The 22,556-nt window shown below is 69.5% G+C and carries 19 protein-coding genes; 15 read left to right on the top strand and 4 right to left on the bottom strand.

Annotated features, from left to right (window positions below):
• The first annotated feature begins 11 nt into the window (after nucleotides 1–11).
• Nucleotides 12–866, top strand: a complete 855-nt coding sequence (locus tag ACWGSM_RS02735; RefSeq protein ID WP_452321435.1) for a hypothetical protein — start codon at nucleotides 12–14, stop codon at nucleotides 864–866.
• A 143-nt stretch (nucleotides 867–1,009) separates the two neighbouring features.
• Here ACWGSM_RS02735 and ACWGSM_RS02730 read toward each other — a convergent pair whose 3' ends face one another.
• Nucleotides 1,010–2,434 carry an RNB domain-containing ribonuclease gene (locus tag ACWGSM_RS02730; RefSeq protein WP_452321434.1) on the bottom strand — a complete coding sequence of 475 codons (1,425 nt, stop codon included), beginning with the start codon at nucleotides 2,432–2,434 and terminating at the stop codon, nucleotides 1,010–1,012.
• Nucleotides 2,435–2,512: 78 nt separating this feature from the next.
• Here ACWGSM_RS02730 and ACWGSM_RS02725 point away from each other — a divergent pair, with 78 nt between their 5' ends.
• From ACWGSM_RS02725 to ACWGSM_RS02715, 3 genes are all read left to right on the top strand, one after another.
• Nucleotides 2,513–3,283, top strand: coding sequence for an isocitrate lyase/PEP mutase family protein (locus tag ACWGSM_RS02725; protein ID WP_452321433.1), 771 nt, complete (start codon nucleotides 2,513–2,515; stop codon nucleotides 3,281–3,283).
• A 40-nt stretch (nucleotides 3,284–3,323) separates the two neighbouring features.
• Complete coding sequence (locus ACWGSM_RS02720) at nucleotides 3,324–5,078, top strand: proline--tRNA ligase (RefSeq protein ID WP_452321432.1); 1,755 nt, start codon at nucleotides 3,324–3,326, stop codon at nucleotides 5,076–5,078.
• Between the two features lie 64 nt (nucleotides 5,079–5,142).
• On the top strand, nucleotides 5,143–6,177 hold the full coding sequence (locus ACWGSM_RS02715) for an LOG family protein (RefSeq protein ID WP_452321431.1): 1,035 nt from the start codon (nucleotides 5,143–5,145) through the stop codon (nucleotides 6,175–6,177).
• Nucleotides 6,178–6,244: 67 nt separating this feature from the next.
• Here the strand turns inward: ACWGSM_RS02715 and ACWGSM_RS02710 are convergent, their stop codons facing one another.
• Nucleotides 6,245–7,600: a flavin monoamine oxidase family protein gene (locus ACWGSM_RS02710; RefSeq protein WP_452321430.1), complete on the bottom strand. Its 1,356-nt coding sequence runs from the start codon at nucleotides 7,598–7,600 to the stop codon at nucleotides 6,245–6,247.
• Nucleotides 7,601–7,736: 136 nt separating this feature from the next.
• Between ACWGSM_RS02710 and nusA the strand changes: the two genes are divergently transcribed.
• The 4 genes from nusA to rbfA all read left to right on the top strand — a co-directional run bounded on the left by nusA (nucleotide 7,737) and on the right by rbfA (nucleotide 12,417).
• Nucleotides 7,737–8,720 (top strand): transcription termination factor NusA, encoded by a 984-nt coding sequence (nusA, locus tag ACWGSM_RS02705; protein WP_313356635.1) that lies wholly within the window; start codon nucleotides 7,737–7,739, stop codon nucleotides 8,718–8,720.
• Between the two features lie 60 nt (nucleotides 8,721–8,780).
• Complete coding sequence (locus ACWGSM_RS02700) at nucleotides 8,781–9,053, top strand: YlxR family protein (RefSeq protein WP_452321429.1); 273 nt, start codon at nucleotides 8,781–8,783, stop codon at nucleotides 9,051–9,053.
• Between the two features lie 94 nt (nucleotides 9,054–9,147).
• Nucleotides 9,148–11,922 carry a translation initiation factor IF-2 gene (gene infB, locus ACWGSM_RS02695; RefSeq protein ID WP_452321428.1) on the top strand — a complete coding sequence of 925 codons (2,775 nt, stop codon included), beginning with the start codon at nucleotides 9,148–9,150 and terminating at the stop codon, nucleotides 11,920–11,922.
• 66 nt (nucleotides 11,923–11,988) lie between these two features.
• Entirely contained in the window at nucleotides 11,989–12,417 is a 429-nt protein-coding gene (gene rbfA, locus ACWGSM_RS02690) for a 30S ribosome-binding factor RbfA (protein WP_313358252.1), read from the top strand.
• A 12-nt stretch (nucleotides 12,418–12,429) separates the two neighbouring features.
• Here rbfA and ACWGSM_RS02685 read toward each other — a convergent pair whose 3' ends face one another.
• The gene (locus ACWGSM_RS02685; RefSeq protein ID WP_452321427.1) at nucleotides 12,430–13,332 is read right to left on the bottom strand and encodes an A/G-specific adenine glycosylase; all 903 of its coding nucleotides are present in this window, start codon (nucleotides 13,330–13,332) and stop codon (nucleotides 12,430–12,432) included.
• 73 nt (nucleotides 13,333–13,405) lie between these two features.
• Between ACWGSM_RS02685 and truB the strand changes: the two genes are divergently transcribed.
• The 7 genes from truB to ACWGSM_RS02650 all read left to right on the top strand — a co-directional run bounded on the left by truB (nucleotide 13,406) and on the right by ACWGSM_RS02650 (nucleotide 20,355).
• On the top strand, nucleotides 13,406–14,299 hold the full coding sequence (gene truB, locus ACWGSM_RS02680; RefSeq protein WP_452321426.1) for a tRNA pseudouridine(55) synthase TruB: 894 nt from the start codon (nucleotides 13,406–13,408) through the stop codon (nucleotides 14,297–14,299).
• Complete coding sequence (locus ACWGSM_RS02675; protein WP_452321425.1) at nucleotides 14,296–14,664, top strand: hypothetical protein; 369 nt, start codon at nucleotides 14,296–14,298, stop codon at nucleotides 14,662–14,664. The genes truB and ACWGSM_RS02675 overlap by 4 nt, the downstream gene beginning before the upstream one ends.
• Nucleotides 14,665–14,708: 44 nt before the next feature.
• Nucleotides 14,709–15,128: a hypothetical protein gene (locus tag ACWGSM_RS02670; protein WP_452321424.1), complete on the top strand. Its 420-nt coding sequence runs from the start codon at nucleotides 14,709–14,711 to the stop codon at nucleotides 15,126–15,128.
• On the top strand, nucleotides 15,125–16,075 hold the full coding sequence (locus tag ACWGSM_RS02665; RefSeq protein ID WP_452321423.1) for a bifunctional riboflavin kinase/FAD synthetase: 951 nt from the start codon (nucleotides 15,125–15,127) through the stop codon (nucleotides 16,073–16,075). Before ACWGSM_RS02670 ends, ACWGSM_RS02665 begins: the two co-directional genes overlap by 4 nt.
• Nucleotides 16,076–16,139: 64 nt before the next feature.
• On the top strand, nucleotides 16,140–16,790 hold the full coding sequence (locus ACWGSM_RS02660; RefSeq protein WP_452321422.1) for a hypothetical protein: 651 nt from the start codon (nucleotides 16,140–16,142) through the stop codon (nucleotides 16,788–16,790).
• Between the two features lie 150 nt (nucleotides 16,791–16,940).
• Nucleotides 16,941–19,106, top strand: a complete 2,166-nt coding sequence (locus tag ACWGSM_RS02655) for a DEAD/DEAH box helicase (RefSeq protein WP_452321421.1) — start codon at nucleotides 16,941–16,943, stop codon at nucleotides 19,104–19,106.
• A 220-nt stretch (nucleotides 19,107–19,326) separates the two neighbouring features.
• A complete protein-coding gene (locus ACWGSM_RS02650) occupies nucleotides 19,327–20,355 on the top strand; it encodes an ATP-dependent 6-phosphofructokinase (protein WP_452321420.1) in 1,029 nt (342 codons plus the stop codon).
• 33 nt (nucleotides 20,356–20,388) lie between these two features.
• Here ACWGSM_RS02650 and ACWGSM_RS02645 read toward each other — a convergent pair whose 3' ends face one another.
• Nucleotides 20,389–22,509 (bottom strand): S9 family peptidase, encoded by a 2,121-nt coding sequence (locus ACWGSM_RS02645; RefSeq protein WP_452321419.1) that lies wholly within the window; start codon nucleotides 22,507–22,509, stop codon nucleotides 20,389–20,391.
• Between the last annotated feature and the right edge of the window lie 47 nt (nucleotides 22,510–22,556).

The raw sequence follows: 22,556 nt of genomic DNA, 5'->3' as shown, positions 1-22,556 counted from the left end.
AGGAGGAATCCATGCAGTCGACGCTCGTCTCGTTCCCCGATGGCGCACTGGCCGGCGAAGGCGAGGTGCTTCTCGTAGATCAGGCCGCCTCGATCGTCGTGGTCGACGCGACCCCGTTCCATCCCGTCGACCACACCTGGCCCGACCAGCCCGGAGATTCCGGCGCGATCACCATCGGCGACGTGCGGGTGCGCGTGACCGAGGCCGTGATGGCCGCGATCAGCGACGAGGGAGCGCTGGCTGTCGGCTCCGACATCCCCGTCAAGCGCGGTGGCGAGGGCTGGACGTGGATGGTCGGCCACCGCACCGAGGGGGCGATCCCCGCCGACATCGCTATCGGTGCGCGGGTCACGCTGACGGTGGATGCCGATCACCGGGCCTCACTGAGCCGAGGGCACACCGCGTGCCACCTGGCGTCCCTCGCCCTCGACGCGGCGGTGGCCGACCTGTGGCGCAAGGAGATCGGCACCGACCCGCTCGGCAATCCCGACTTCGAGGGGAAGGCGAACCAGTCCAGCCGCATCCACGCCGACGGCAGCGTCGACGAGTATCGCCTGGGCAAGAGCCTGCGCAAGGCAGGCTTCGACTCCGAGGGGTTCGCGGCCTCGCTGGCCGAGCGTGAGACGCGGATCAACGAGACCCTCGCCGGCTGGATCGCCTCGGCGGGTCGGAGTCGCATCGATGTCGACGGGCCGAGCATCATCGACCGTCGCACCTGGCGCTGCACGCTGCCCGAGGGCGAGGTCGGATTCCTCTGCGGTGGCACGCACGTGCAGTCCCTCGCCGAGTTCGCGTCGATCACGGTGTCACTCGACCTCGGCGATCCGCAGCTGCTCGTGATGACGACGACCGCAGTGCCCGCCTGATCACCCGTCGTTGATCCACACCGCCTCGAGGATCCGCTCGGCATCCTCGTGACCGAGTCCCGCGCGCCTGGCCGTCACCGCGAACGAGCGAGCGTCACGCACCACGTCCCGCGGGATCGATGTCCCGCGGCACTCGAAGCGACTCAGATCGCGCTGAGGTCGACGGTCCCCAGCGAGACGTCCACCCCGCTGACGCGAAGACGCACGCGCGATCCGGGTGAGGTTCCGACGGGCACCGGTGCGGTGGCGGTCACGGCAGGTTCGGCGATCTGCACGGTCGCACGCCCCTCGCCGCGCATCTCGATGACGGTCGCCTCGATCACCTGCCCGGCCAGCGGTCGAAGCAGTGCGGCCTCGACACGGTTGATCGTCTCGGCGTTCAGCGTGGATGCCCGCTGCGCTGACTGCTGCATCAGCGCCGGCAGCTCCGCCAGTGAATCCCGCGCCCACTCCGGTGCAGGGCGGCCCTCCGCCGCGGCGACGCAGATCGCCAGCGACCACCGGTCCACCAGGCGGCGCAGCGGAGCGGTAGCGTGGGCGTAGGGCGCACCGATCGCGGCCTGGCTCAGATCGCCCTCGGGCAGTCGCCCGTCGAAGGCGACGTATCCCGCGCCGCGGAAAAGCGACGCCGCGGCCTCCAGTACAGGAAGGGTCAGCGGATCCCGCTTGTCGAGCTGGCGCAGATACTCGCCGTACCGACCGGTGGTCCACGGGCGACCGAGAGCCTCGGTCTGACGCCGGAAGCGCTCGAACGCGCCGTCTTCCGGCTGCGGCATCGTTCGCAGCACACCCACCTTCGCGTCGATCATCAACTCGGCCGCTGCCATCCCCGTCAGAAGCGACAGCTGTGCGTTCCAGTCCTCAATGGGCAGTGGGTGGCGGCGCTCGATGTCGTAGCGGCCGTCGTCGCGCTGCACGACCTCCTCATCGGGCAGGTTCAGGCTCGCACCACCGCGCTCGGCCTCCTGCGCACGGCGCAGCTCGCCGATCTCCTGCAGCAGAGCGAGGTGGTCGTCTCCACCCCGGTCGACGGATGCCTGCGCCGAGGCGTAGTCGAGCTGCGCCCGCGAGCGGATGCGGGCGCGCTCGAGCCGGAAGTCCGTCTTCGACCCCTCGGCGTCGAGGATGAACGTCCACACGAGCGCCGGCCGCTCGGCATCCGGAAGCAGCGACGCGCGATCCTCGGACAGCACCCGCGGATGCAGCGGAATGTTCCCGTCGGCGAGATAGAGGGTCTGCCCGCGCAGGCGGGCCTGCGCATCGACGGCACCACCGGGCGTGACGAAGCCGGGCACATCGGCGATCGCGTACCGCACCTGGTAACCCGAGCCGGCGCGCTCCAGGTGGAACGCCTGGTCGAGATCCTTCGAGCCCAGCGGGTCGAGCGTGGCGAAGGGCACGTCGCGCAGATCCAGCTCGGGGGTCGGCGCGCTCGCCGCCTCAGCCTCGGCGACCGCTTCCGGCGGGAACTCGACGGGCGCTTCGGTCCCCTCGCGCAGCGCTGTCAGTGCCTCAGCGAGCTCGCTCTGCGCGGCGGAAGGCGAAACATGTGATCGACGCTGAGGCATGCGTCCACCCTATGCAGAGCCCCGGAGGTCTCGGGTGACGGCGGCCCCGCGCCACGCCGCGCGCACTACCGTGAGGACATGACGAACGCTGACAAGGCCCGCACTCTCATCGACCTCTACGACGCACCGGAGATCCTGCGCGTCGTCAACATCTGGGACGTCGTCTCGGCCAGGGCCGTCGCCGCGCTGCCCGGGACGAAAGCCCTCGCCACCGCCGGTCACTCGATCGCGGCGACCTTCGGCTACGCCGACGGTCAGATCCCGCGCGACCTCATGATCGACTTCGTCGGACGCATCACCGCCGGCGTCGATCTGCCGGTGACCGCCGACCTCGACGACGGATACGGCGACGCCGGCGAGACCACGCGACTGGCGATCGGCGTCGGCGTGGTCGGTGCGAACATCGAAGATCGGCTGGCGCCGTTCGTCGAGTCCGTCGCAAAGGTCGAGGCGATCGTCAAGGCCGCACAGGCGGAGGGCGTGCCGTTCGCGCTCAACGCCCGCACGGATGCGATCGTGCGCGGCGGCGACAAGCCGCTCGCCGACAAGCTGGCTGATGCGGTCGAGCGTGGACGCGCGTTCATCGACGCAGGGGCCACCGCCGTGTTCGTGCCCGGCGTCCTCGACGCGGATGCCACTCGAACCCTCGTCGATGGCATCGGCCACAACAAGGTCAGTGTCATCGGCCTGCCGGGGGCGCTCACCGCGGCCGAGTACGAGGCGCTCGGAGTCTCACGCATCTCCTACGGCCCGACGACGCAGCGCGTCGCGCTCACGGCGCTGCAGGACCTCGCCACCGACCTGTACGCGAACGGCGTGATCCCGGAGGGCACCCGAGCACTCAACTGAGCCGACGAGACGAGCGATCGCGGGTCACTAGACTTGCCCCGTGGTCACTCGTCTCTCGAACTTCTTCCTCCGCACGCTCCGCGAAGACCCTGCCGGCGCCGAGGTCGCCAGCCACAAGCTGCTGATCCGGGCCGGTTACATCCGCCCGCAGGCGGCGGGTATCTTCGCCTGGCTGCCGCTGGGACTGCGGGTGAAGGCGAAGATCGAGACGGTGATCCGTGAGGAGATGGCGGCGGCGGGCGCTCAGGAGGTGCACTTCCCGGCGCTGATGCCCCGCGAGGCGTACGAGGCCACCGGACGGTGGGACGAGTACGGCGACCTGCTGTTCCGGCTGCACGACCGCAAGGGCGGCGACTACCTGCTCGCGCCCACCCACGAAGAGGCGTTCACCCTGCTCGTGAAGGACTTGTACTCGTCGTACAAGGACCTGCCGCTGACGCTCTACCAGATCCAGGACAAGTACCGAGACGAGGCACGTCCCCGCGCGGGCCTGCTGCGTGGCCGCGAGTTCACGATGAAGGACGCCTACTCCTTCGACGCCTCCGACGAGGGCCTCGACGCCAGCTACATGGCGCAGCGCGACGCCTACGAGCGCATCTTCCAGCGACTCGGCCTCGAGTACGCGATCGTGCAGGCGGATGCCGGCGCGATGGGCGGCTCGCGAAGCGAGGAGTTCCTGCACCCGACGCCCGTCGGCGAAGACACCTTCGTGCGCAGCGAGGGCGGCTACGCCGCCAACGTCGAGGCCTACACGACCACCGCTCCGGATGCCGTCGGCTGGGACGGCGTGGAAGCGGCGGCGATCTTCGATTCGCCCGGCACCCCCACCATCGACACGCTCGTCGCCCACAGCAACGCCGTGCTCGAGGGCGAGTACACCGCGGCGGACACCCTGAAGAACGTCGTGCTCGCGTTGACGCATCTCGACGGCTCCCGAGAGCTCGTGATCGTCGGAATCCCCGGTGACCGGGACGTTGATCTCAAGCGCGCCGAGGTCGCCTTCGCACCCGCCGAAGTCGAAGCGGCGTCGGACGCCGACTTCGAGCGGCACCCGCTGCTCGTGCGCGGGTACATCGGTCCGTGGTCCGAGACCGGGCCCGTGCTCGGTGAGGAGTCGGCCACAGGCATCCGGTACCTGGTCGATCCCCGCGTCGCCGACGGCACCCGCTGGATCACCGGTGCGAACATCCACGAGAAGCACGCGCACACCGTCGTCGCCGGCCGCGACTTCACGGCCGACGGCACCGTCGAGATCGCGAACGTGCGAGACGGCGACCCCGCGCCCGACGGGTCAGGCCCCGTGTCGCTTGCACGCGGTATGGAGATCGGCCACGTCTTCCAGCTCGGTCGGAAGTACGCCGAGTCGCTCGGCCTGAAGGTGCTCGACCAGAACGGCAAGCTCGTCACCGTCACGATGGGCTCGTACGGCATCGGGGTCACCCGCATCCTTGCGATCATCGCCGAGCTGAACAATGACGAGAAGGGCCTGATCTGGCCGGCCTCCGTCGCACCGTTCGACGTGCAGGTGGTCGCCGCCGGCCGCGATCAGGTCGCCTTCGACGTGGCCGAGGGCATCGCGACGCGGCTCGAGGCCGCTCGCCTTGACGTGCTCTATGACGACCGCGTCAAGGTGTCGCCCGGTGTGAAGTTCGGCGACGCGGAGCTCGTGGGCGTGCCGAAGATCGTGATCGTCGGTCGCGGTGCCGCCGACGGACAGGTCGAGCTGTGGGACCGCGCCACCGGCGAGCGGGAGTCGCTGTCGGCCGACGAAGCCGTCGCCCGACTCACCCGCTGAGTCACGCGCTCATCCGCCAGGCGGTTCTCCGTGGTGCCACGGTGCGGTGTGCAAGGGTGGACGCATGACCGACGCCACGCTTGACGAAGACCTGCGCCAGCAGATCACCGCGCTTCTCGACGAGGCCGGCATCCGCACCGAGCGGGGTCTCATCGCCCGACTGCTGCAGACCTCGCTGTCGCTGGGGCAGGAGAGCACCGACCGGCTCGATCTGAAGATCGCGTCGGCCGCACTGCAGGAGATGCACGATGCATTCCGCCTGTTCCAGCCTTTCCACCACGTGCCCAAGGTCACGGTGTTCGGCTCCGCCCGCACGGGTGAGGACGACCCGCTGTACGTGCAGGCCCGCGACGTGGCGTCGGCCCTCGCCGACGACGGCTGGATGGTGGTCACCGGCGCCGGACCCGGCATCATGCAGGCGGCGGCCGAGGGCGCGGGATCGAAGATGTCTCTCGGCGTCTCGATCCGCCTGCCGTTCGAGGAGCGCGCGAACACGATCATCGCCGAGAGCACGCAGGTCGTGTCGATGAAGTACTTCTTCACGCGCAAGCTCATGCTCATCAAGGAATCGCGCGGGTTCATCTGCCTGCCCGGCGGTTTCGGCACCATGGACGAGATGTTCGAGCTGCTCACCCTGCAGCAGACCGGCAAGGCCGAGCCGATGCCGATCGTGCTTCTCGACGCACCGAACGGCGCCTTCTGGAACGGCTTGAAGCGCTTCGTCGACGAGCACCTCGCACCTGCGGGAGTGATCTCGCCGCACGATCTCGACCGCGTGCTGATCACCGACTCGGTGCACGAGGCCACGGCTCACGTCACCGGATTCTGGCACAACTACGACTCGCTGCGCTGGGTCGGGGATCTGCTGGTGCTGCGGCTGGTGCACACCCCGTCGGATGCCGAGATCGAGAGCCTCAACGAGCGCTTCGGCCACATGTGCGAGTACGGGCGCATCGAGCGCACCGAACCGCTCGACGTCGAGCGCACGGCCGGTGACGTGGTCGAGCTGCCCCGCCTGGCATTGCACCTCGAGCAGCGCAGCGTCGGTCAGCTCTACGCGCTGATCCGCGCGATCAACGAGCTGCCCTCCGCGAACTGAGCATCGTCAGCTCGGTCGATCGGGAATGAGGCGTCGTCGTCGCGGCGCGACGGCCTGTCAGCCCGAGTCAGCGCGGGTCAGCATCCTCGCGAGTGGTGACACCCTCCGCGAACGCGGTGAGATCCACCGGGTGACCGAGGATGCGCTCAGCCGCACGTCCCCCCGAGTAGAAAGCGGCTCCGACGGTCGCCGGCTCGTCACCCCAGGTCGCCTCGCCCGCGAAGTGCAGATTGTCGTCGACAGGGCCGGCGAGCGCGTCATGGTCGTGGTGGGACGAGCCGGTGGCGATGTACGAGTACGATCCTGCCGCGAGCGGGTCCTGGCCCCAGCGTGTCACCCACTGCGCGATCGGCTCATCCACGGCATCCCCGTACAGGGCGCGCAGCGCCGTCAGCACGCCCGTGACGATCTCGTGGTCGGCGAGGTCCTGCAGGTGCCGACCCAGGGGACCTGCAGCGAACGTCAACAGCGTCGGGATGCCGCTGATCGCGGACACGTCGTACCAGGAGTGCCAGCGCTCGCCCGCCTCGCCGAGCGCCCGGATCACGTAGCTGTCGTCCTGCCAGAACCGCTCGGGGAACTGCAGGAAGATCTTGTTGAAGACGCCCATTCCGAGTCTTGCGATCGGACCGGCGACCTGGTCGGGCAGAGGCGGATCGAACTCGATCGCCCCGGACTTGAGCACGCCGAGCGGAACCGTCACGACGATGGTGTTCGCCGTGTACTCGGCGTCGTCGGCGCTGACGACGAGGCCATGGCTCGAACGGCGCACGCGCGTGACGGTCGTGCCGAGTCGGATGTCGAGCCCGGCCGCGATCCGCGCGGGGAGTTCGTCGTACCCGCGGAGGAAGATGACCTCTTCTCCGTCGATGGCGTCCTCGTCCAGTCCGTGCGCGTCCAGGTCGCCGATCCACGCACCGCACTGCTCCTCGACACGGTGCCGGAAGAATTCGCGGATCTCGTCGATCCGCTCCGGCGACAGGCCAGACGCATCCAACGCGCGCTCGGTGACGTCGAGGTAGCTGTCACCAGGGGAGGAGCGGGCGATCACTGCGACCAGATCCCGGTCGACCGCCTGCACATCGCTCGTCCACTGAGCCGACGCCTCGGCGTCCATCCGTCGGCCCTCCCCGTCGAAGTGCTCCATGGGGCGCCCGCCGACCTGGAAGCTGCCCACCGTGAACTCCTTGGTCGGAAGGTCGAGCGCCTGCACGAGGTCCCACAGCGGCGACGCGCGGATGCCGTGGATCCAGGAGGCGCCGAGGTCGACCGGGAACCCGGCCGTGCGGTCTGTGAGCATCCGGCCTCCGACCCGGTCACGGGCCTCGAGCACGACGACGTCGCGGCCGGCATCCGCCAGCATCCGCGCGCAGGTGAGACCGGCCATGCCGGCGCCGACGACGACCGTGTCGAATCGCTCCATGGCTCCCAGTATCGCGTGCGCCGCGGCCACGCCGGCGTGCTCCCGGCCCTTCGCCGGACAATGGCGGATCGGCTATTCTTGTCTGATGCCCGCGGAGCATCTGTCCGCGGTGAGAGCTGAATAGAGGAGACCGCTGATGGATATCGAACTCGCACTGCTGCGCGGAATCGAGAAGGAGAAGGCGATTCCCTTCGACGAACTCGTGTCCATCATCGAGCAGGCCATCCTCACCGCCTACGGAAAGCACGTCTCGGAAGACGGATCCGTTCCGCCCGGCGTGCGCGTCGAGCTCGACCGCAAGACCGGTCACGTCGCGGTGCTGCAGCCCGTGCAGGACGACGAGGGAGCAGTCATCGGTGAGGAGGAGACCACTCCCGAGGACTTCGGACGCATCGCCGCGTACGCCGCCAAGCAGGTCATCAGCCAGCGTCTTCGCGACATCGCCGACGATGCCGTGCTCGGAGAGTTCCGGGGCAAGGAGGGCGACATCGTCGCCGGCGTCATCCAGCAGGGGCCCAACCCGCGCATGATCCACGTCGACCTCGGCAGCGTCGAGGCGATCCTCCCGCCCGAGGAGCAGGTGCCGGGTGAGGAGTACACGCACGGGCGTCGCCTGCGCGTCTACGTCACCAGCGTCGCCAAGGGAGCCAAGGGCCCGCAGATCACCGTCTCGCGCACCCACCCGGGCCTCGTCCGAAAGCTGTTCGCCCTCGAGGTGCCCGAGATCGCCGGCGGCCTCGTCGAGATCGTGTCGCTGGCCCGGGAGGCCGGGCACCGCACCAAGATCGCCGTGAAGGCGAACGACCCGTCGGTGAACGCCAAGGGATCGTGCATCGGCGAGATGGGCCGTCGCGTCCGCGCGGTCACCGAAGAGCTCGCCGGGGAGAAGATCGACATCGTCGACCACCACCCCGACCTCGCGACCTTCGTCGCGCATGCGCTGTCGCCCGCGAAGGTCACGTCGGCGTTCGTGCTCGACGCCACCACCAAGGCCGTCCGCGCGCTCGTGCCCGACTACCAGCTGTCGCTCGCCATCGGCAAGGAGGGGCAGAACGCCCGTCTGGCCGCCAAGCTCACCGGCGCGAAGATCGACATCCAGCCCGACAGCGTGATGGAGTGAACCGCGCCGACCGGCCCGCTCGCGGTGCGGCGGGCATCGGTCGAGGCGCCGAGGTGTAAGATGGATCCTGTACGAACGTGCGTAGGCTGCCGCGGTCGTGCCTCTCGATCCGCCCTGATCAGGGTGGTCGTGCAGAACGACCGGCTCGTCATCGACGAGCGGGCTGCTCTGCCGGGGAGGGGCGCGTGGCTGCATCCCTCGCCCGAGTGCCTTGACACCGCTCTGCGGCGACGGGCCTTCGCACGAGCACTCCGCGTGCCGCCGTCCATCGGATTCCCCGAGGCGGAGGACGCGCAGACCATCCAACGGCACTTCCACCGGAACAAAGGCTGAACGGCTATGGAAACAAAGTGAACGGCTCGAAATGAGACCCGTCCGCGACTAGTGGTCTGCCCTGCCTGGGCGGACCGACCCAGACAGGAGAATTGTGGCTGCCAAACCACGTGTGCATGAGATCGCCGCTGAACTCGGCGTCGACAGCAAGTTCGCGCTCGCGAAGCTCAAGGAGCTCGGCGAGTTCGTGAAGAGCCCGTCTTCGACGGTGGAGCCCCCCGTGGCGCGCAAGCTGCGCGCGGCGATCGAGGCCGACCCCAACGCGAAGCCGGCCGAGAAGACCGAGGCGAAGCCGGCGGCCAAGTCCGCCACCTCATCGTCCAAGGCGCCGACCCCCGGTCCCAAGCCGGGGCCCGCCAAGAAGGCCGCACCGGTCGAGGCCGCCGAAGAGGCGCCCGCCTCCGCTGAGCCCACCGCTCCCGCAGCGACGGCCGGCGCGCCCACGCCCGGCCCCGCCAAGGCTGAGGCTCCGAAGCCCGGCGGCAGCGCTCCCGCTGCGAGCGACGGCGCGCCGAAGCCCGGTGGCGCCCCCAAGCCCGGTGCCCCACGCCCCGGCAACAACCCGTTCTCGTCCGCTCAGGGCATGGGACAGCGTCCTGCCGGTCCCCGCCCGGGCAACAACCCGTTCGCCTCCCAGCAGGGAATGGGCCAGCGCCCCACCCCGGGCAACATCCCGCGTCCGCAGGCGCCGCGTCCGGGTTCGCCCCGTGTCGGCGCTCCGCGTCCGGGTCGTCCCGGTGGTCCCGGCGCGCGCGGCGGTGCGGGCGGTCGTCCCGGCGCACCGTTCCAGCAGCGTCCCGGTGCTCCCGGCCGTCCCGGCGGTGCCGGTGCCGGTGCGGGCGGCGGCTTCCAGCGTCCGGGCGGCGGCTTCGCCGGCCGTCCCGGTGGTGGCGGCGGCCGCGGTCGTGGTCCCGGTGGCGGCACCGCAGGTGCCTTCGGCAAGGGCGGCGGCAAGAGCAAGCAGCGCAAGTCGCGTCGGGCGAAGCGTCAAGAGTTCGAGATGCGGTCGGCGCCGGTCGTCGGCGGCATCAACGTCTCGAAGGGCAACGGCGAGACCATCCGTCTGCGTCGCGGTGCATCCATCGCGGACTTCGCAGACAAGCTCGAGGCTCTGAACGGCTACACCGTCCAGCCCGGCACGCTGGTCACCATCCTCTTCAACCTGGGCGAGATGGCCACGGCCACCGAGTCGCTCGATGAGGCCACCTTCGAGGTGCTCGGCGAGGAGCTGGGCTACAAGATCCAGATGGTGTCGCCCGAGGACGAGGACAAGGAGCTCCTCGAGGGCTTCGGTCTCGACCTGGAGGGCGAGCTCGACGCCGAAAGCGGCGAGGATCTCGAGATCCGGCCGCCGGTGGTCACCGTCATGGGTCACGTCGATCACGGTAAGACCCGTCTGCTCGACGCGATCCGCCAGTCCAACGTCATCGAGGGCGAGGCCGGCGGCATCACCCAGCACATCGGTGCGTACCAGATCTGGACGGAGCACGACGGCATCGACCGCGCGGTGACCTTCATCGACACCCCGGGTCACGAGGCGTTCACCGCCATGCGTGCCCGTGGTGCGCAGGTCACCGACATCGCGATCCTCGTGGTCGCCGCCGACGACGGCATCATGCCGCAGACGGTGGAGGCGCTGAACCACGCGCAGGCCGCTGGCGTGCCGATCGTGGTCGCGGTCAACAAGGTCGACAAGCCCGAGGCCAACCCGGGCAAGGTGCGCCAGCAGCTCACCGAGTACGGACTGGTCGCCGAGGAGTACGGCGGCGAAGTCATGTTCGTCGACGTCTCGGCACGCCAGGGCACGGGCATCCAGGAGCTCATCGACGCCGTCCTGCTGACGGCCGACGCGGGTCTGGACCTCACGGCCAACCCGAACAAGGACGCCCGTGGTGTCGCCATCGAGGCCAAGCTCGACAAGGGCCGCGGTTCGGTCGCCACCGTGCTGATCCAGTCCGGAACCCTGCGCGTCGGCGACTCGATCGTCGCCGGCACCGCCTACGGACGCGTGCGCGCCATGCTCGACGAGAACGGCGATGCGGTGGAGTACGCCGCCCCGTCGCGTCCGGTGCAGGTGCAGGGTCTGAACTCGGTGCCGCGCGCCGGCGACGTGTTCATCGTCACCGAGGAAGACCGGATGGCGCGCCAGATCGCTGAGAAGCGTGAAGCCGTGCAGCGCAACGCCCTGCTCGCCAAGGCCCGCAAGCGCATCTCCCTCGAGGACTTCACCCGAGCACTCGAAGAGGGCAAGGTCGAGACGCTCAACCTCATCATCAAGGGCGACGTGTCCGGTGCCGTCGAGGCGCTGGAGGAGTCGCTGCTCAAGATCGAGGTCGACGACTCGGTGCAGCTGCGCATCATCCACCGCGGTGTCGGTGCGGTCACGGAGTCGGATGTGAACCTGGCGACGATCGACAACGCGATCATCGTGGGCTTCAACGTCCGCCCCGACCCGAAGGCCCGCGAGGCCGCCGCCCGCGAGGGCGTCGACGTGCGGTTCTACTCGGTCATCTACTCCGCGATCGACGAGATCGAGAGCTCGCTCAAGGGCATGCTCAAGCCGGAGTACGAAGAGGTCAAGTCGGGTGTGGCTGAGATCCGCGAGGTGTTCCGCTCCTCGAAGTTCGGCAACATCGCCGGTGTCATCGTCCGCTCCGGAACGATCACGCGCAACGCCAAGGCGCGCGTCATCCGCGACGGCGTCGTCATCGCCGATGGCCTGGCCATCGAGTCGTTGCGCCGCTTCAAGGACGACGTCACCGAGGTCCGCACGGACTTCGAGGCGGGTATCGGCCTGGGCAAGTACAACGACATCCAGATCGGCGACGAGATCGAGACGACCGAGCTCGTCGAGAAGCCTCGCGGCTGATCGAGTCCAAACGATGTGAGGGGCGCCGCAAGGCGCCCCTCATTCGTCCTCAGAGGGAATGGGAACATGGCTGGAGAACGACAGGCACGACTCGCGGATCGCATCCGCGTCATCCTCGCCGAGCGCCTCGAGAAGGGGCTGCGCGATCCGCGGCTCGGGTTCGTGACCATCACGGAGGTGCGTGTCACGGGCGACCTGCAGCACGCCTCGGTGTTCTACACCGTGCTCGGCACGGATGAGGAGCGCGTCGCCAGCGGCGCCGCACTCACCTCGGCCACCGGACTCCTGCGCAAGGAGGTCGGTCGTCAGCTCAACGTGCGCCTCGTGCCCACGCTCGAGTTCATCCCGGATGCACTGCCCGAGAGCGCCGGTCACATCGCCGATCTTCTGCGCGAGGCGCGCGAGCGCGACGCCGAGGTGGCGAAGCTGGCGGCTTCGGCGACGCACGCCGGCGACGCCGACCCGTATCACCGCGACGACGACGACGAGGACTGACGCCGATCCCGCTCAGCGGGGCAGCCGGAGTGCTCCGTCTGCCGCCTCGACGAGTCCGTCGGCGATGAGCGAGTCGATGGCGCGGTCGCGCTGAGCGGCGTCCGGCCAGTCGGCGACGACCGTCTTCGCCGCCAGCCGGTGGTCGGCGGCGACGCGCAGCGCGCGGAGCACGGCTCCGCGTGCCTGACGGTCCGAGCCCTCGTAGCGCGCCTGCCGGCGACGCGTGTCGCCCGTGTCGGGTCGGCCTGCCCTCAACCATGCGCATCCGGATGCCAGAGGGCACGCCTCGCACCTCGGCGCGCGCGCCGTGCAGACGAGGGCGCCGAGCTCCATCATGGCGGCGTTGAAGATCGCCGATTCCGCGACATCGTCGGGGAGCAGCTCGGCCATCCGCGTGAGATCCCGCTTCGCCGGCGGGTCGGGCTGCGACCGGCCGTCGACGGCCCTGGCGATCACGCGCCGCGTGTTCGTGTCGACGACGGGATGCCGGTCGCCGTAGTGGAAGACCGCGACCGCGCGTGCGGTGTACTCGCCGATCCCGGAGAGGGCGAGCAGGGCGGGCACGTCGCGCGGCACGATGCCGTCGTGCCGATCGACGATCTCGATCGCCGCCCGGTGCAGCCACAGAGCGCGTCGCGGATAGCCGAGGTTCGCCCACTGATGCACCACCTCGGCCGGAGTGGCATTCGACATCGCGGACGGCGTGGGCCAGCGGCGGAGCCACGCGTCCAGGTGGGGAATGACCCGATTGACCGGTGTCTGCTGCAGCATGAACTCGCTGACGAGGGTGCCCCAGGCGCCGTAGTCCGCCGCGAACTCCGCGCGACGCCAGGGCAGGTCGCGCGCCGTCGCGCCGTACCAGTCGAGCAGATCACCGCGCCACGCAGCGGCGGGCGTCGATGAGGGCGCGGACATCCGACCAGCCTAAGCGGGCGGAATCCCAGTCGCCCGCACCGGCGGCCCGACGCGCACGCTCTAGGCTTGAGGGATGGTCTCACCCGGCATCCTGCTCGTCGACAAACCCGGCGGGCTGACCAGCCACGACGTCGTCGCCCGTACCAGACGTGCTCTCGGAACACGCAAGGTCGGGCACGCCGGAACCCTCGACCCCATGGCGACCGGGCTGCTGGTGATCGGCGTCGAGGGGGCGACCCGGCTGCTCACCTACATCGTCGGCGCCGACAAGACCTACACCGCGACGATCCGGCTCGGGATGCGAACCACCACGGACGATGCCGAGGGGGAGACCGTCGAGAGGGCCGGGTCCGGTGCCGTCGACGCCGTGACCGACGACGGCATCGCCGCGGGCGTCGCCGCTCTCACCGGCGCGATATCCCAGGTGCCGAGCTCGGTCTCGGCGATCAAGGTCGACGGACGGCGCGCCTACGACCGCGTGCGAGCGGGCGAGGAGGTCGAGCTCGCGGCCCGGCAGGTCATCGTCACGCGGTTCGACGTGCTGGGCACTCGGCGCGCGGACGGCGTCATCGACGTGGACGTCGTGGTGGACTGCTCGTCCGGAACCTACATCCGAGCCCTCGCCCGGGACCTGGGCGCGGCCCTCCGCGTCGGCGGTCATCTCACCGCCCTCCGGCGCATCCGTGTGGGCGGCTTCGACATCGCCGACGCCGTCGTCATCGACGAGCTCGCCGCCGCGACGCTGCTGACACCCGCTCAGGCGGCCGAGCGCACCATGCCGGTGCTGCAGGTGACAGCAGGCGAGGCGAAGGATCTGCGCCACGGCAAACGCCTGCAGGGCGGCGCCGGGCGGCTGGCGGCAGCCGAGGTCGCGGCGGTCGACCCCGAAGGACTGCTCGTGGGCGTCGTCGAGGCCCGAGGGAAGGACATCAAGAGCGCCATGAACATGCCGGAGGTGCAGCGATGATCCTGTGGTTCACCCTGACGCAGATCGCCGTCGCATGCATCGCCGGGCTGTTCTGCATCATCGCCGGACTCGCCGGACGGCGACCGAGCGACTGGACCGTCGGGAGCCTGCTGCTCGTCGAGGTGCTGCTGATCGCCCAGGTGGTCATCGCGATCGTCGCGCCACTGGCAGGCAACCCGCCCACGGGGGACCTGCTCGAGTTCTGGGTCTACCTCGTCTCGGCGGTTCTGCTGCCCGTCGGCGGTGCGGCGTGGGCGCTGATCGACCGCACGCGGTGGAGCACGGTCATCCTGGGTGTCATCGGCCTGTCGCTGGCGATCATGCTGTGGCGGATGCACGCGATCTGGACGCTCCAGGTCGCGTGACGCCGTCGGGCCGTGTCACCGACGCGCGTAAGATGGACGACGCAATGTCCCACACCGTTTCGCGCACCCGGATGACGGGCATCGGCCGAGTTCTCGTCATCGTCTACGCCGTGATGGCACTGGCGGCCGCCGGCCGCAGCTTCGTCCAGGTGGTCCGCCGCTTCGACGAGGCGCCGCTGGCGTACAGCCTCTCGGTGCTCGCCGCCGCCGTGTACATCCTCGCCACGCTGGCGCTCGTGCTCGCGCACCGTCGCGGCTGGTACACGGTCGCGTGGGTCGCGATCGTCTTCGAGCTGACCGGGGTGATCGTGGTCGGCGCACTCAGCCTGCTCGCTCCGGCGCTTTTCGGCCACGACAGCGTCTGGTCGTACTTCGGCATGGGGTACGTCTTCATCCCGCTCGTGCTGCCCGTGTTCGGCCTGTGGTGGCTGCGCACCCACCGCCCGATGGGAGAGGCGGCATGATCGTCTTCCGCGATCCCGCTGAGGTGCCGGCCGACTTCGGCCGGTCTGTCGTCGCGATCGGCAAGTTCGACGGCGTGCACGTCGGACACCGAGCGGTGATCGAGCGGATGCGTGCGGATGCCCGTGCGATCGGGGCGCGCACCGTCGCCGTCACCTTCGACCGCAACCCCCTCGAGGTGCTGCGCCCCGAACTGTGCCCCGAGAACGTCGTCGCCACCGAGCGCAAGATCGAGCTCCTCGGCCAGCTCGACCTGGACGCCACTCTGGTGCTCACGTTCGACCGCGCACTGGCATCCCTGTCCGCCGAGGACTTCGTGCGCGGCATCCTCGTCGATTCGCTGCACGCGGCCATGATCCTCGTCGGGCGGGACTTCCGCTTCGGCCGCGGAGGTGCAGGAGACGCCGAGCTGCTGCGCAGGCTGGGACCGCAGCACGGCTTCACCGTCGACGTCATCGACGACGTCACACCCGAGGGCGGCGGCCGCAGGGTGTCGTCGACATGGGTGCGCGAGCTGCTCGCCGCCGGTGACGTAGCCCAGGCGGCCACCGTGCTCGGTCGACCCGTCACGGTGAGCGGCGAGGTCGTGCACGGGCTCAAGCGCGGCCGTGAGCTGGGGTTCCCCACCGCCAACCTGTCGGAGACGATCGACGCCCTCGCGCCCGCCGACGGGGTGTACGCCGGCTGGCTGGACGACCACGTGACGGGCATCCGGCATCCCGCTGCGATCTCGGTGGGCACCAACCCGACGTTCGACGACGTCGAGCGTCGCCAGGTGGAGGCGCACGTGCTCGACGAGACCGGACTCGATCTGTACGGCCATCGCGTGACCGTCGAGTTCACCGACCACCTGCGCGGCATGATGGCCTTCGAGGGGATGGACGCCCTCATCGCGCAGATGGCTGACGACGTGACAGTCGCCCGGAATCGCCTCTCGAACCAGGGCTGAATCGTTACGAGGGTGCGCCCGCCGGCTCTCGCGGTGCGGGAAGCCCGCGGCGTACGATCGAGCCATGACACGCCGTGTGCCTCTCGCGATCGTCGGCGCTGCGATCATCGCCGTCGCGGTCACCGCCTGCGCCCCGGGCGTGCCGGATCCCACGCCGACCGCCGTGCCGTCGGACCGCCCCGGTGCTGCGAGCACGAGCACACCTGCGGCTCCGCCCTCGCCGACGGGCGCACCCGCCGACGAATCGATAGCACTTCCCGCGGCATGCGACGACGCCTTCAGCGCGTCGATGCGCGAGCGCCTGATCGCCGCGCAGCTTCCACCGGACGACCCGACACTGACCATGCCCTCCACAGACCTGGCCGTCGGGGCGCAGTTGCTCGAGGATCTCGCCCATCTGCGCTGCACCTGGGGCGTCGCGTCGGAGGTGGGCATCGCGACGACGATCGCGCTCGTCGGCGCCGAGCAGTCGGAAGATCTGCTCGATGCGTATCGTGCCGACGGGATGACCTGCGAGGTGGTCGACGGCGATGCGCAGCAGACGCGCTGCCTCGTCGAGGAGAGGTTCGAGGGCGAGATGCCCGGTGTGATCGGCGAGATCCATGTCTTCCGGGCCAACGCATGGCTCTCGACGAAGTGGATCAATGTCGAGATGGCCGGGTACGCCGACGACATGGTCGCTCGGCTCTGGGGGATGACCTCAGGCATGGCGTAGACTGTCGTCGAGGGTTCTGGCATCGGCGTTTCTGACAAGGTCCGCACCCACCCCTCGCACTCCGCATTCTCGCGGTCGCCTCATCGGAGCCGCTCACGGAGAGCATCGTCCGGCCCCGCCGGATGACCGGTACTCACGCTCAGGAGGAGCATGCCGAGCACGGCGACCGCCGCCCCGCGGCGAAAGAAGACGTCCCGTCGAGACGAAGAGGCGCCGCTGATCCCGATCCTCGCGCGCAAGGTGCGCGAGATCGAGGCGAAGGCGCAGCGGGCCAAGCTGGGCCCGACCAACCGGGTGAAATTCCAGGTGATCGCATTCCTGGTGCGCGAGGAGCGCGCCAGGGTGAAAGCCGACGGCGAACTGACCGACGCAGCACGGGCCGAGCTGCTCAAGCGGCTCGACGGTGTGGCCACGATCCTCGCCAAGACGGCCGCGCGCGACACGTCGCTGATCCAGCTGCTCGACGCGGATCAGGCCACCTCGCCCGTCGCGAAGCGGATGCGTCGTGACTGGCTGCTCGAGTCGGGCGCCGAGCTCGCTCCCGAGGAGCTCGTGATCACCGACATTGCACCGATCGTGCAGAACCCGGTGGTTCCGACCGCTCTCGCGGAGAAGCAGGTCACCCCGCCGTCGGTCGAGTCGCGCCTGCTGGCGTCGCCGTTCCTCGCGCCCGACCTGACCCCCCAGCGCGCCGCGGTGCCCCGCCGCCGGCTCGACGGGTGGGAGCTGATGGGTCCGCTGTACAAGGCGTTCGAGACGGGAGCGGGCGGGGGACCGGCCACGATGGAGCTGCCCCCGACGCCCGAGTACGACCACATCTCGCCCAAGGGGCGCGAGGTCATGGTGCACCAGTCGCGCTTCGTCGAGGCGGTGCGCTCCGGTCACCGCAGCTTCCTGCTCGCCGACGAGCCCGGTCTGGGCAAGACCGCGCAGTCGGTGCTCGCCGCCTCGGTCGCGAACGCCTACCCTCTGCTCGTCGTCGTGCCCAACGTGGTCAAGATGAACTGGGCGCGTGAGGTCGAGCGATGGACGCCGCAGCGCCGCGCCGCCGTGATCCAGGGCGACGGCGCCGACATCGACGCTTTCGCCGACGTGTTCATCGTCAACTACGAGATCCTCGACCGGCACCTGTCGTGGCTCGGCTCGATCGGCCTGCAGGGCATGGTCGTCGACGAGGCGCACTTCATCAAGAACCTGTCGTCGCAGCGGTCGCAGAACGTGCTGGCTCTTGCGGGACGCATCCGCGACCGCGTGCGCAACCCGCTGATGCTGGCCCTGACGGGCACGCCGCTGATCAACGACGTCGAGGACTTCGACGCGATCTGGCGCTTCCTCGGCTGGACGAACGGCGAGAAGCCCGAGCCCGAGCTGATGGAGAAGCTCGATGCGACCGGGCTGACGCCGGCGGACAAGTCGTTCTACGCCGAGGCCCGCGAGGCGGTCATCTCGATGGGCATCGTGCGACGGAAGAAGAAGGACGTCGCCGCCGACCTGCCCGACAAGCTCATCGCAGACCTGCCGGTGCAGCTCGACGATGAGTTCGGCCGCGGCATCCGGGCGGCGGAGCGGGAGCTGGGCGAGCGGATGGCGGCCAAGTACCGCCGTATCGTCGAAGCGCGCTCGGCTGCGCACGGTGCATCTGTCGGTGGGTCACTGAGCCTGTCGACGGGGATCGATGACGACATCGTGCGTCTGGTCGCCCACAACGAGCTCGAGGAGTCGAAGGCCGCCGGTGCGGGCGGTGACAACGTCTTCACCATGGTGCGCAAGATCGGCCAGGCCAAAGCCCTGCTCGCCGCCGACTACGCCGCTCAGCTGCAGCGGTCGGTCGAGAAGGTGGTGTTCTTCGCGAAGCACGTCGACGTGATGGATCAGGCCGAGGCGCACTTCGCCGCAGCCGGGATCACGTCGGTGTCGATCCGCGGCGACCAGACGACCGCCGTGCGCCAGCAGGCGATCGACGCGTTCAACACCGACCCGCAGGTGGGCGTCGCGGTGTGCTCGCTCACCGCAGCGGGAGTCGGCGTCAACCTGCAGGTCGCCTCGAACGTCGTGCTGGCCGAGCTGAGCTGGACGGCGGCCGAGCAGACGCAGGCGATCGACCGCGTGCACCGCATCGGTCAGGACGAGCCGGTCACCGCGTGGCGCATCATCGCCGCGCACACCCTCGACACGAAGATCGCCGAGCTCATCGATCAGAAGCAGGGTCTCGCCGCCCGCGCACTCGACGGTGAAGCCGTCACCGATGAACCGGGCGAGTCGGTGCAGATGGCTGCGCTGATGCACCTGCTGCGGGAGGCTCTCGGCGCGCAGTGACGCGCACCCGAAAGCGGGCGTTAAGAAGCTGCATTCTTGGCGTCCGCTCTCGCGTGTATCGACACGATTTCGCCAAGAACACCCCAACACGGAGATGCCCTCGGCAAGATCGTTCGTTTTCGCGCACACGGAATGGTTTTTCGCGTCCGAGAGGCGCTAGGGTCGACAACGGGCAGTGTCGCCTCTTCACCCTTTCCCCCCGACGCACGAAGGCGGCAGCATGAAGATCGGCATCCTGACCAGCGGCGGCGACTGCCCCGGACTCAACGCGGTCATCCGCGGGATCGTGCTCAAGGGCACCACCGCCTACGACCTCGAGTTCGTCGGCATCCGCGACGGCTGGCGAGGCGTCGTCGACGGGGACTTCTTCCCGCTCACCCGCCACGAGGTGAAGGGACTGTCGAAGGTCGGCGGCACGATCCTGGGCACGAGCCGCACCAACCCCTACGAGGGCGCGCGCGGGGGAGCCGAGAACATCGCCAAGACCCTGTACGGGCACCGGATCGACGGAATCGTGGCGATCGGCGGCGAGGGCACCCTCGCGGCGGCGGACCGTCTGGCGAAGGACGGCATCAACGTGCTCGGCGTGCCGAAGACGATCGACAACGACCTCCGTGCGACCGACTACTCGTTCGGCTTCGACACCGCGGTGAACATCGCCACCGACGCGATGGACCGGCTGCGCACGACGGGCGACTCGCATCAGCGCTGCATGGTCGCCGAGGTCATGGGCCGGCACGTGGGCTGGATCGCCCTGCACGCCGGGATGGCGGCGGGCGCGCACGTCATCTGCATCCCGGAAGTGCCCATGTCGATGGACGAGATCTGCTCGCTGGTCAGCAGCGCCGCCGCCCGCGGCCGCGCGCCGCTCGTCGTCGTCTCGGAGGGATTCACCCTCAAGGGCATGGACGAGGCTTACAGCGACAAGGGCCTCGATGCCTTCAACCGTCCACGACTGGGCGGCATCAGCGAGATCCTCGCTCCGGAGATCGAGCGGATCACCGGCATCGAGACGCGCTCCACCGTGCTGGGCCATATCCAGCGCGGCGGATCGCCGTCAGGTTTCGACCGGGTCCTCGCGACGCGGCTCGGCCTGCACGCCGCCGACGCCCTGGTCGACGGCGCGTGGGGTCAGATGGTCGCGATGCGCGGCACCGAGATCGTGCGGGTGCCCTTCGCCGAGGCGCTGGGCGAGCTGAACACCGTGCCGCGCAGCCGCTATGACGAAGCGGCCGCGCTGTTCGGCTGATATCGCACCACGGCGGGTGGCCCGGGAGCGGGATCAGTCGGCCAGGCCGAGGACGTCCAGCATCCAGGCGAGCTCGAACGCGCGCTCGCGCCAGGCGTTGTAGCGTCCGCTGACGCCGCCGTGTCCGGCGGACATCTCGCACTTCATCATCACGTCCCGTGCCCCGGCGTAGCGCAGTGCCGCGACCCACTTGGCCGGTTCGACGTACAGCACGCGGGTGTCGTTGAGAGATGTCATCGCCAGGATCCGCGGGTAGTCCGCACCCTCGCGGATGTTCTCGTACGGCGTGTACGACTTCATGTACGCGTACACCTCGGCATCGTGCAGCGGGTCGCCCCACTCGTCCCACTCGACCACGGTGAGCGGCAGCGAGGGGTCGAGGATCGAGGTGAGCGCGTCGACGAAGGGCACCCCGGCGAGGACCCCGGCGAACAGCTCAGGGGCGAGGTTGGCGACCGCGCCCATGAGCAGGCCGCCCGCGCTGCCGCCCTCGGCGACGAGCCGCTCGGGGGCGGTCACGCCGGTGCCGATGAGGTGCTGTGCGCACGCGACGAAGTCGGTGAACGTGTTGCGCTTGTGCAGCTCCTTGCCCTGCTCGTACCAGTGACGACCCATCTCGCCGCCGCCGCGCACGTGCGCGACCGCGAAGATCACACCGCGGTCGAGCATCGACAGGCGCATGGTCGAGAAAGCGGGATCGATCGAGTGCTCGTACGAGCCGTAGCCGTACAGGTGCAGCGCGCGCGGCTCTGCACCTGGGTCGCCGAACGAGCGCTTCCACACCAGCGAGATCGGCACCTGGGCGCCGTCGGCCGCCGTGGCCCACACCCGCTGCTGTCCGTAGTCGGCGGGGTCGTACCCGCCGAGCACCGCCATCTGCTTGCGCAGGTGCTTCTCGCCGGTTGCGATGTCGAGGTCGAGCACCTGCGACGGCGTGATGAACGAGGTGTACGTCATCCGCAGGAACGGCGAATGCCATTCGGGGTTGCCGCTGAAGTAGGCGTCGAACAGCGGCTCGTCGAAGTCGACGTCGTCGAGTGCGCCCGTCGCGGGATCCATGATCGCCGAGCGCACCAGTCCGTCGCTGCGGTACTCGACGGTCGCGAAGTCCCGGAAGCAGTCCACGTCGATGATCCGTCGTCCCTGGCGGTGTGCAAGCAGCAGCTGCCGTTCACCCTGGGGGTCGGATGCCGCCACCGAGACGAGCTCGAAGTCGAGGGCGTCGTCGTTGTGCAGGATCAGCAGCCGGTCCTCGCCGTCGACCACCGCGTGATCGACGGAGTACTCCACGCCCTCCCGGCGCGGCCACACCACCTGCGGCTCGACGCTCAGCGGGTCGGAGCTCAAGTCGGCGAGGTCGATGAGCAGCTCCTCGCTGGTGATCTTCGAGCCCAGCCCGATCATCAGGTACCGCCGACTGCGGGTGATGCCGGCGCCCATCCAGAAGCGCTCATCCGGCTCGTGGAACAGCTTCACGTCGGCGTCGAGCGGTGTCCCGATACGGTGCAGCCACAGAGTGTCGGGCCGCCACGCCTCGTCGCGTGTCGTGTAGAGGATCGACGCACCGTCGGGTGTGAAGAACGCCTGTCCGGTGTTCGGGATCACGTCGTCGAGCATCTCCCCGGAGGCCAGGTCGCGCACGTGCACGGTGTACAGCTCCGAGCCCTCGGCATCCACAGACCAGAGCAGTCGCGTGCCGTCGTCCGACGCGTCGAAGGCGCCGAGCGAGAAGAACTCGAGCCCCGCAGCCTCCACGTTCCCGTCGAGCAGCACCTCCTCGCCCGGCACCGGCACGCCCGGCTCGAGCACCGGGGGAGTCCAGTCGTCGCCGTGTGCGGCGGTGCGGCAGTGGATGCCGTACTGGGCGCCCTCCTCGGTGCGGCTGTAGAACCACCAGTCGCCGCGTCGGGTGGGCACCGACAGGTCGGTCTCCTGCACCCGTGAGCGGACCTCCTCGAACAGCGTCTCGCGGAGCCCCGCGAGACGAGCGCTTCGCGCGTCGGTGTAGGCGTTCTCCGCCTCCAGGTGCGCGATGACCTCCGGATCGTCTTTGGCGCGGAGCCACTCGTAGGCGTCGTCGAACTGGTCGCCGTGGTGGGAGCGCGTGGTGATGCGGCGGGCCGGTGCGGGCGGCTGGATGCGAGAATCGGTCACCCTGCCACGCTACCCGGCGAGTTGACCGCGACCGGGCAGGGTGGGAG

The organism is Microbacterium sp. NPDC055521, from assembly GCF_053619695.1.
Note: the sequence above shows the minus strand (reverse complement) of the source record. Positions and strands in the feature narration are given on the sequence as shown.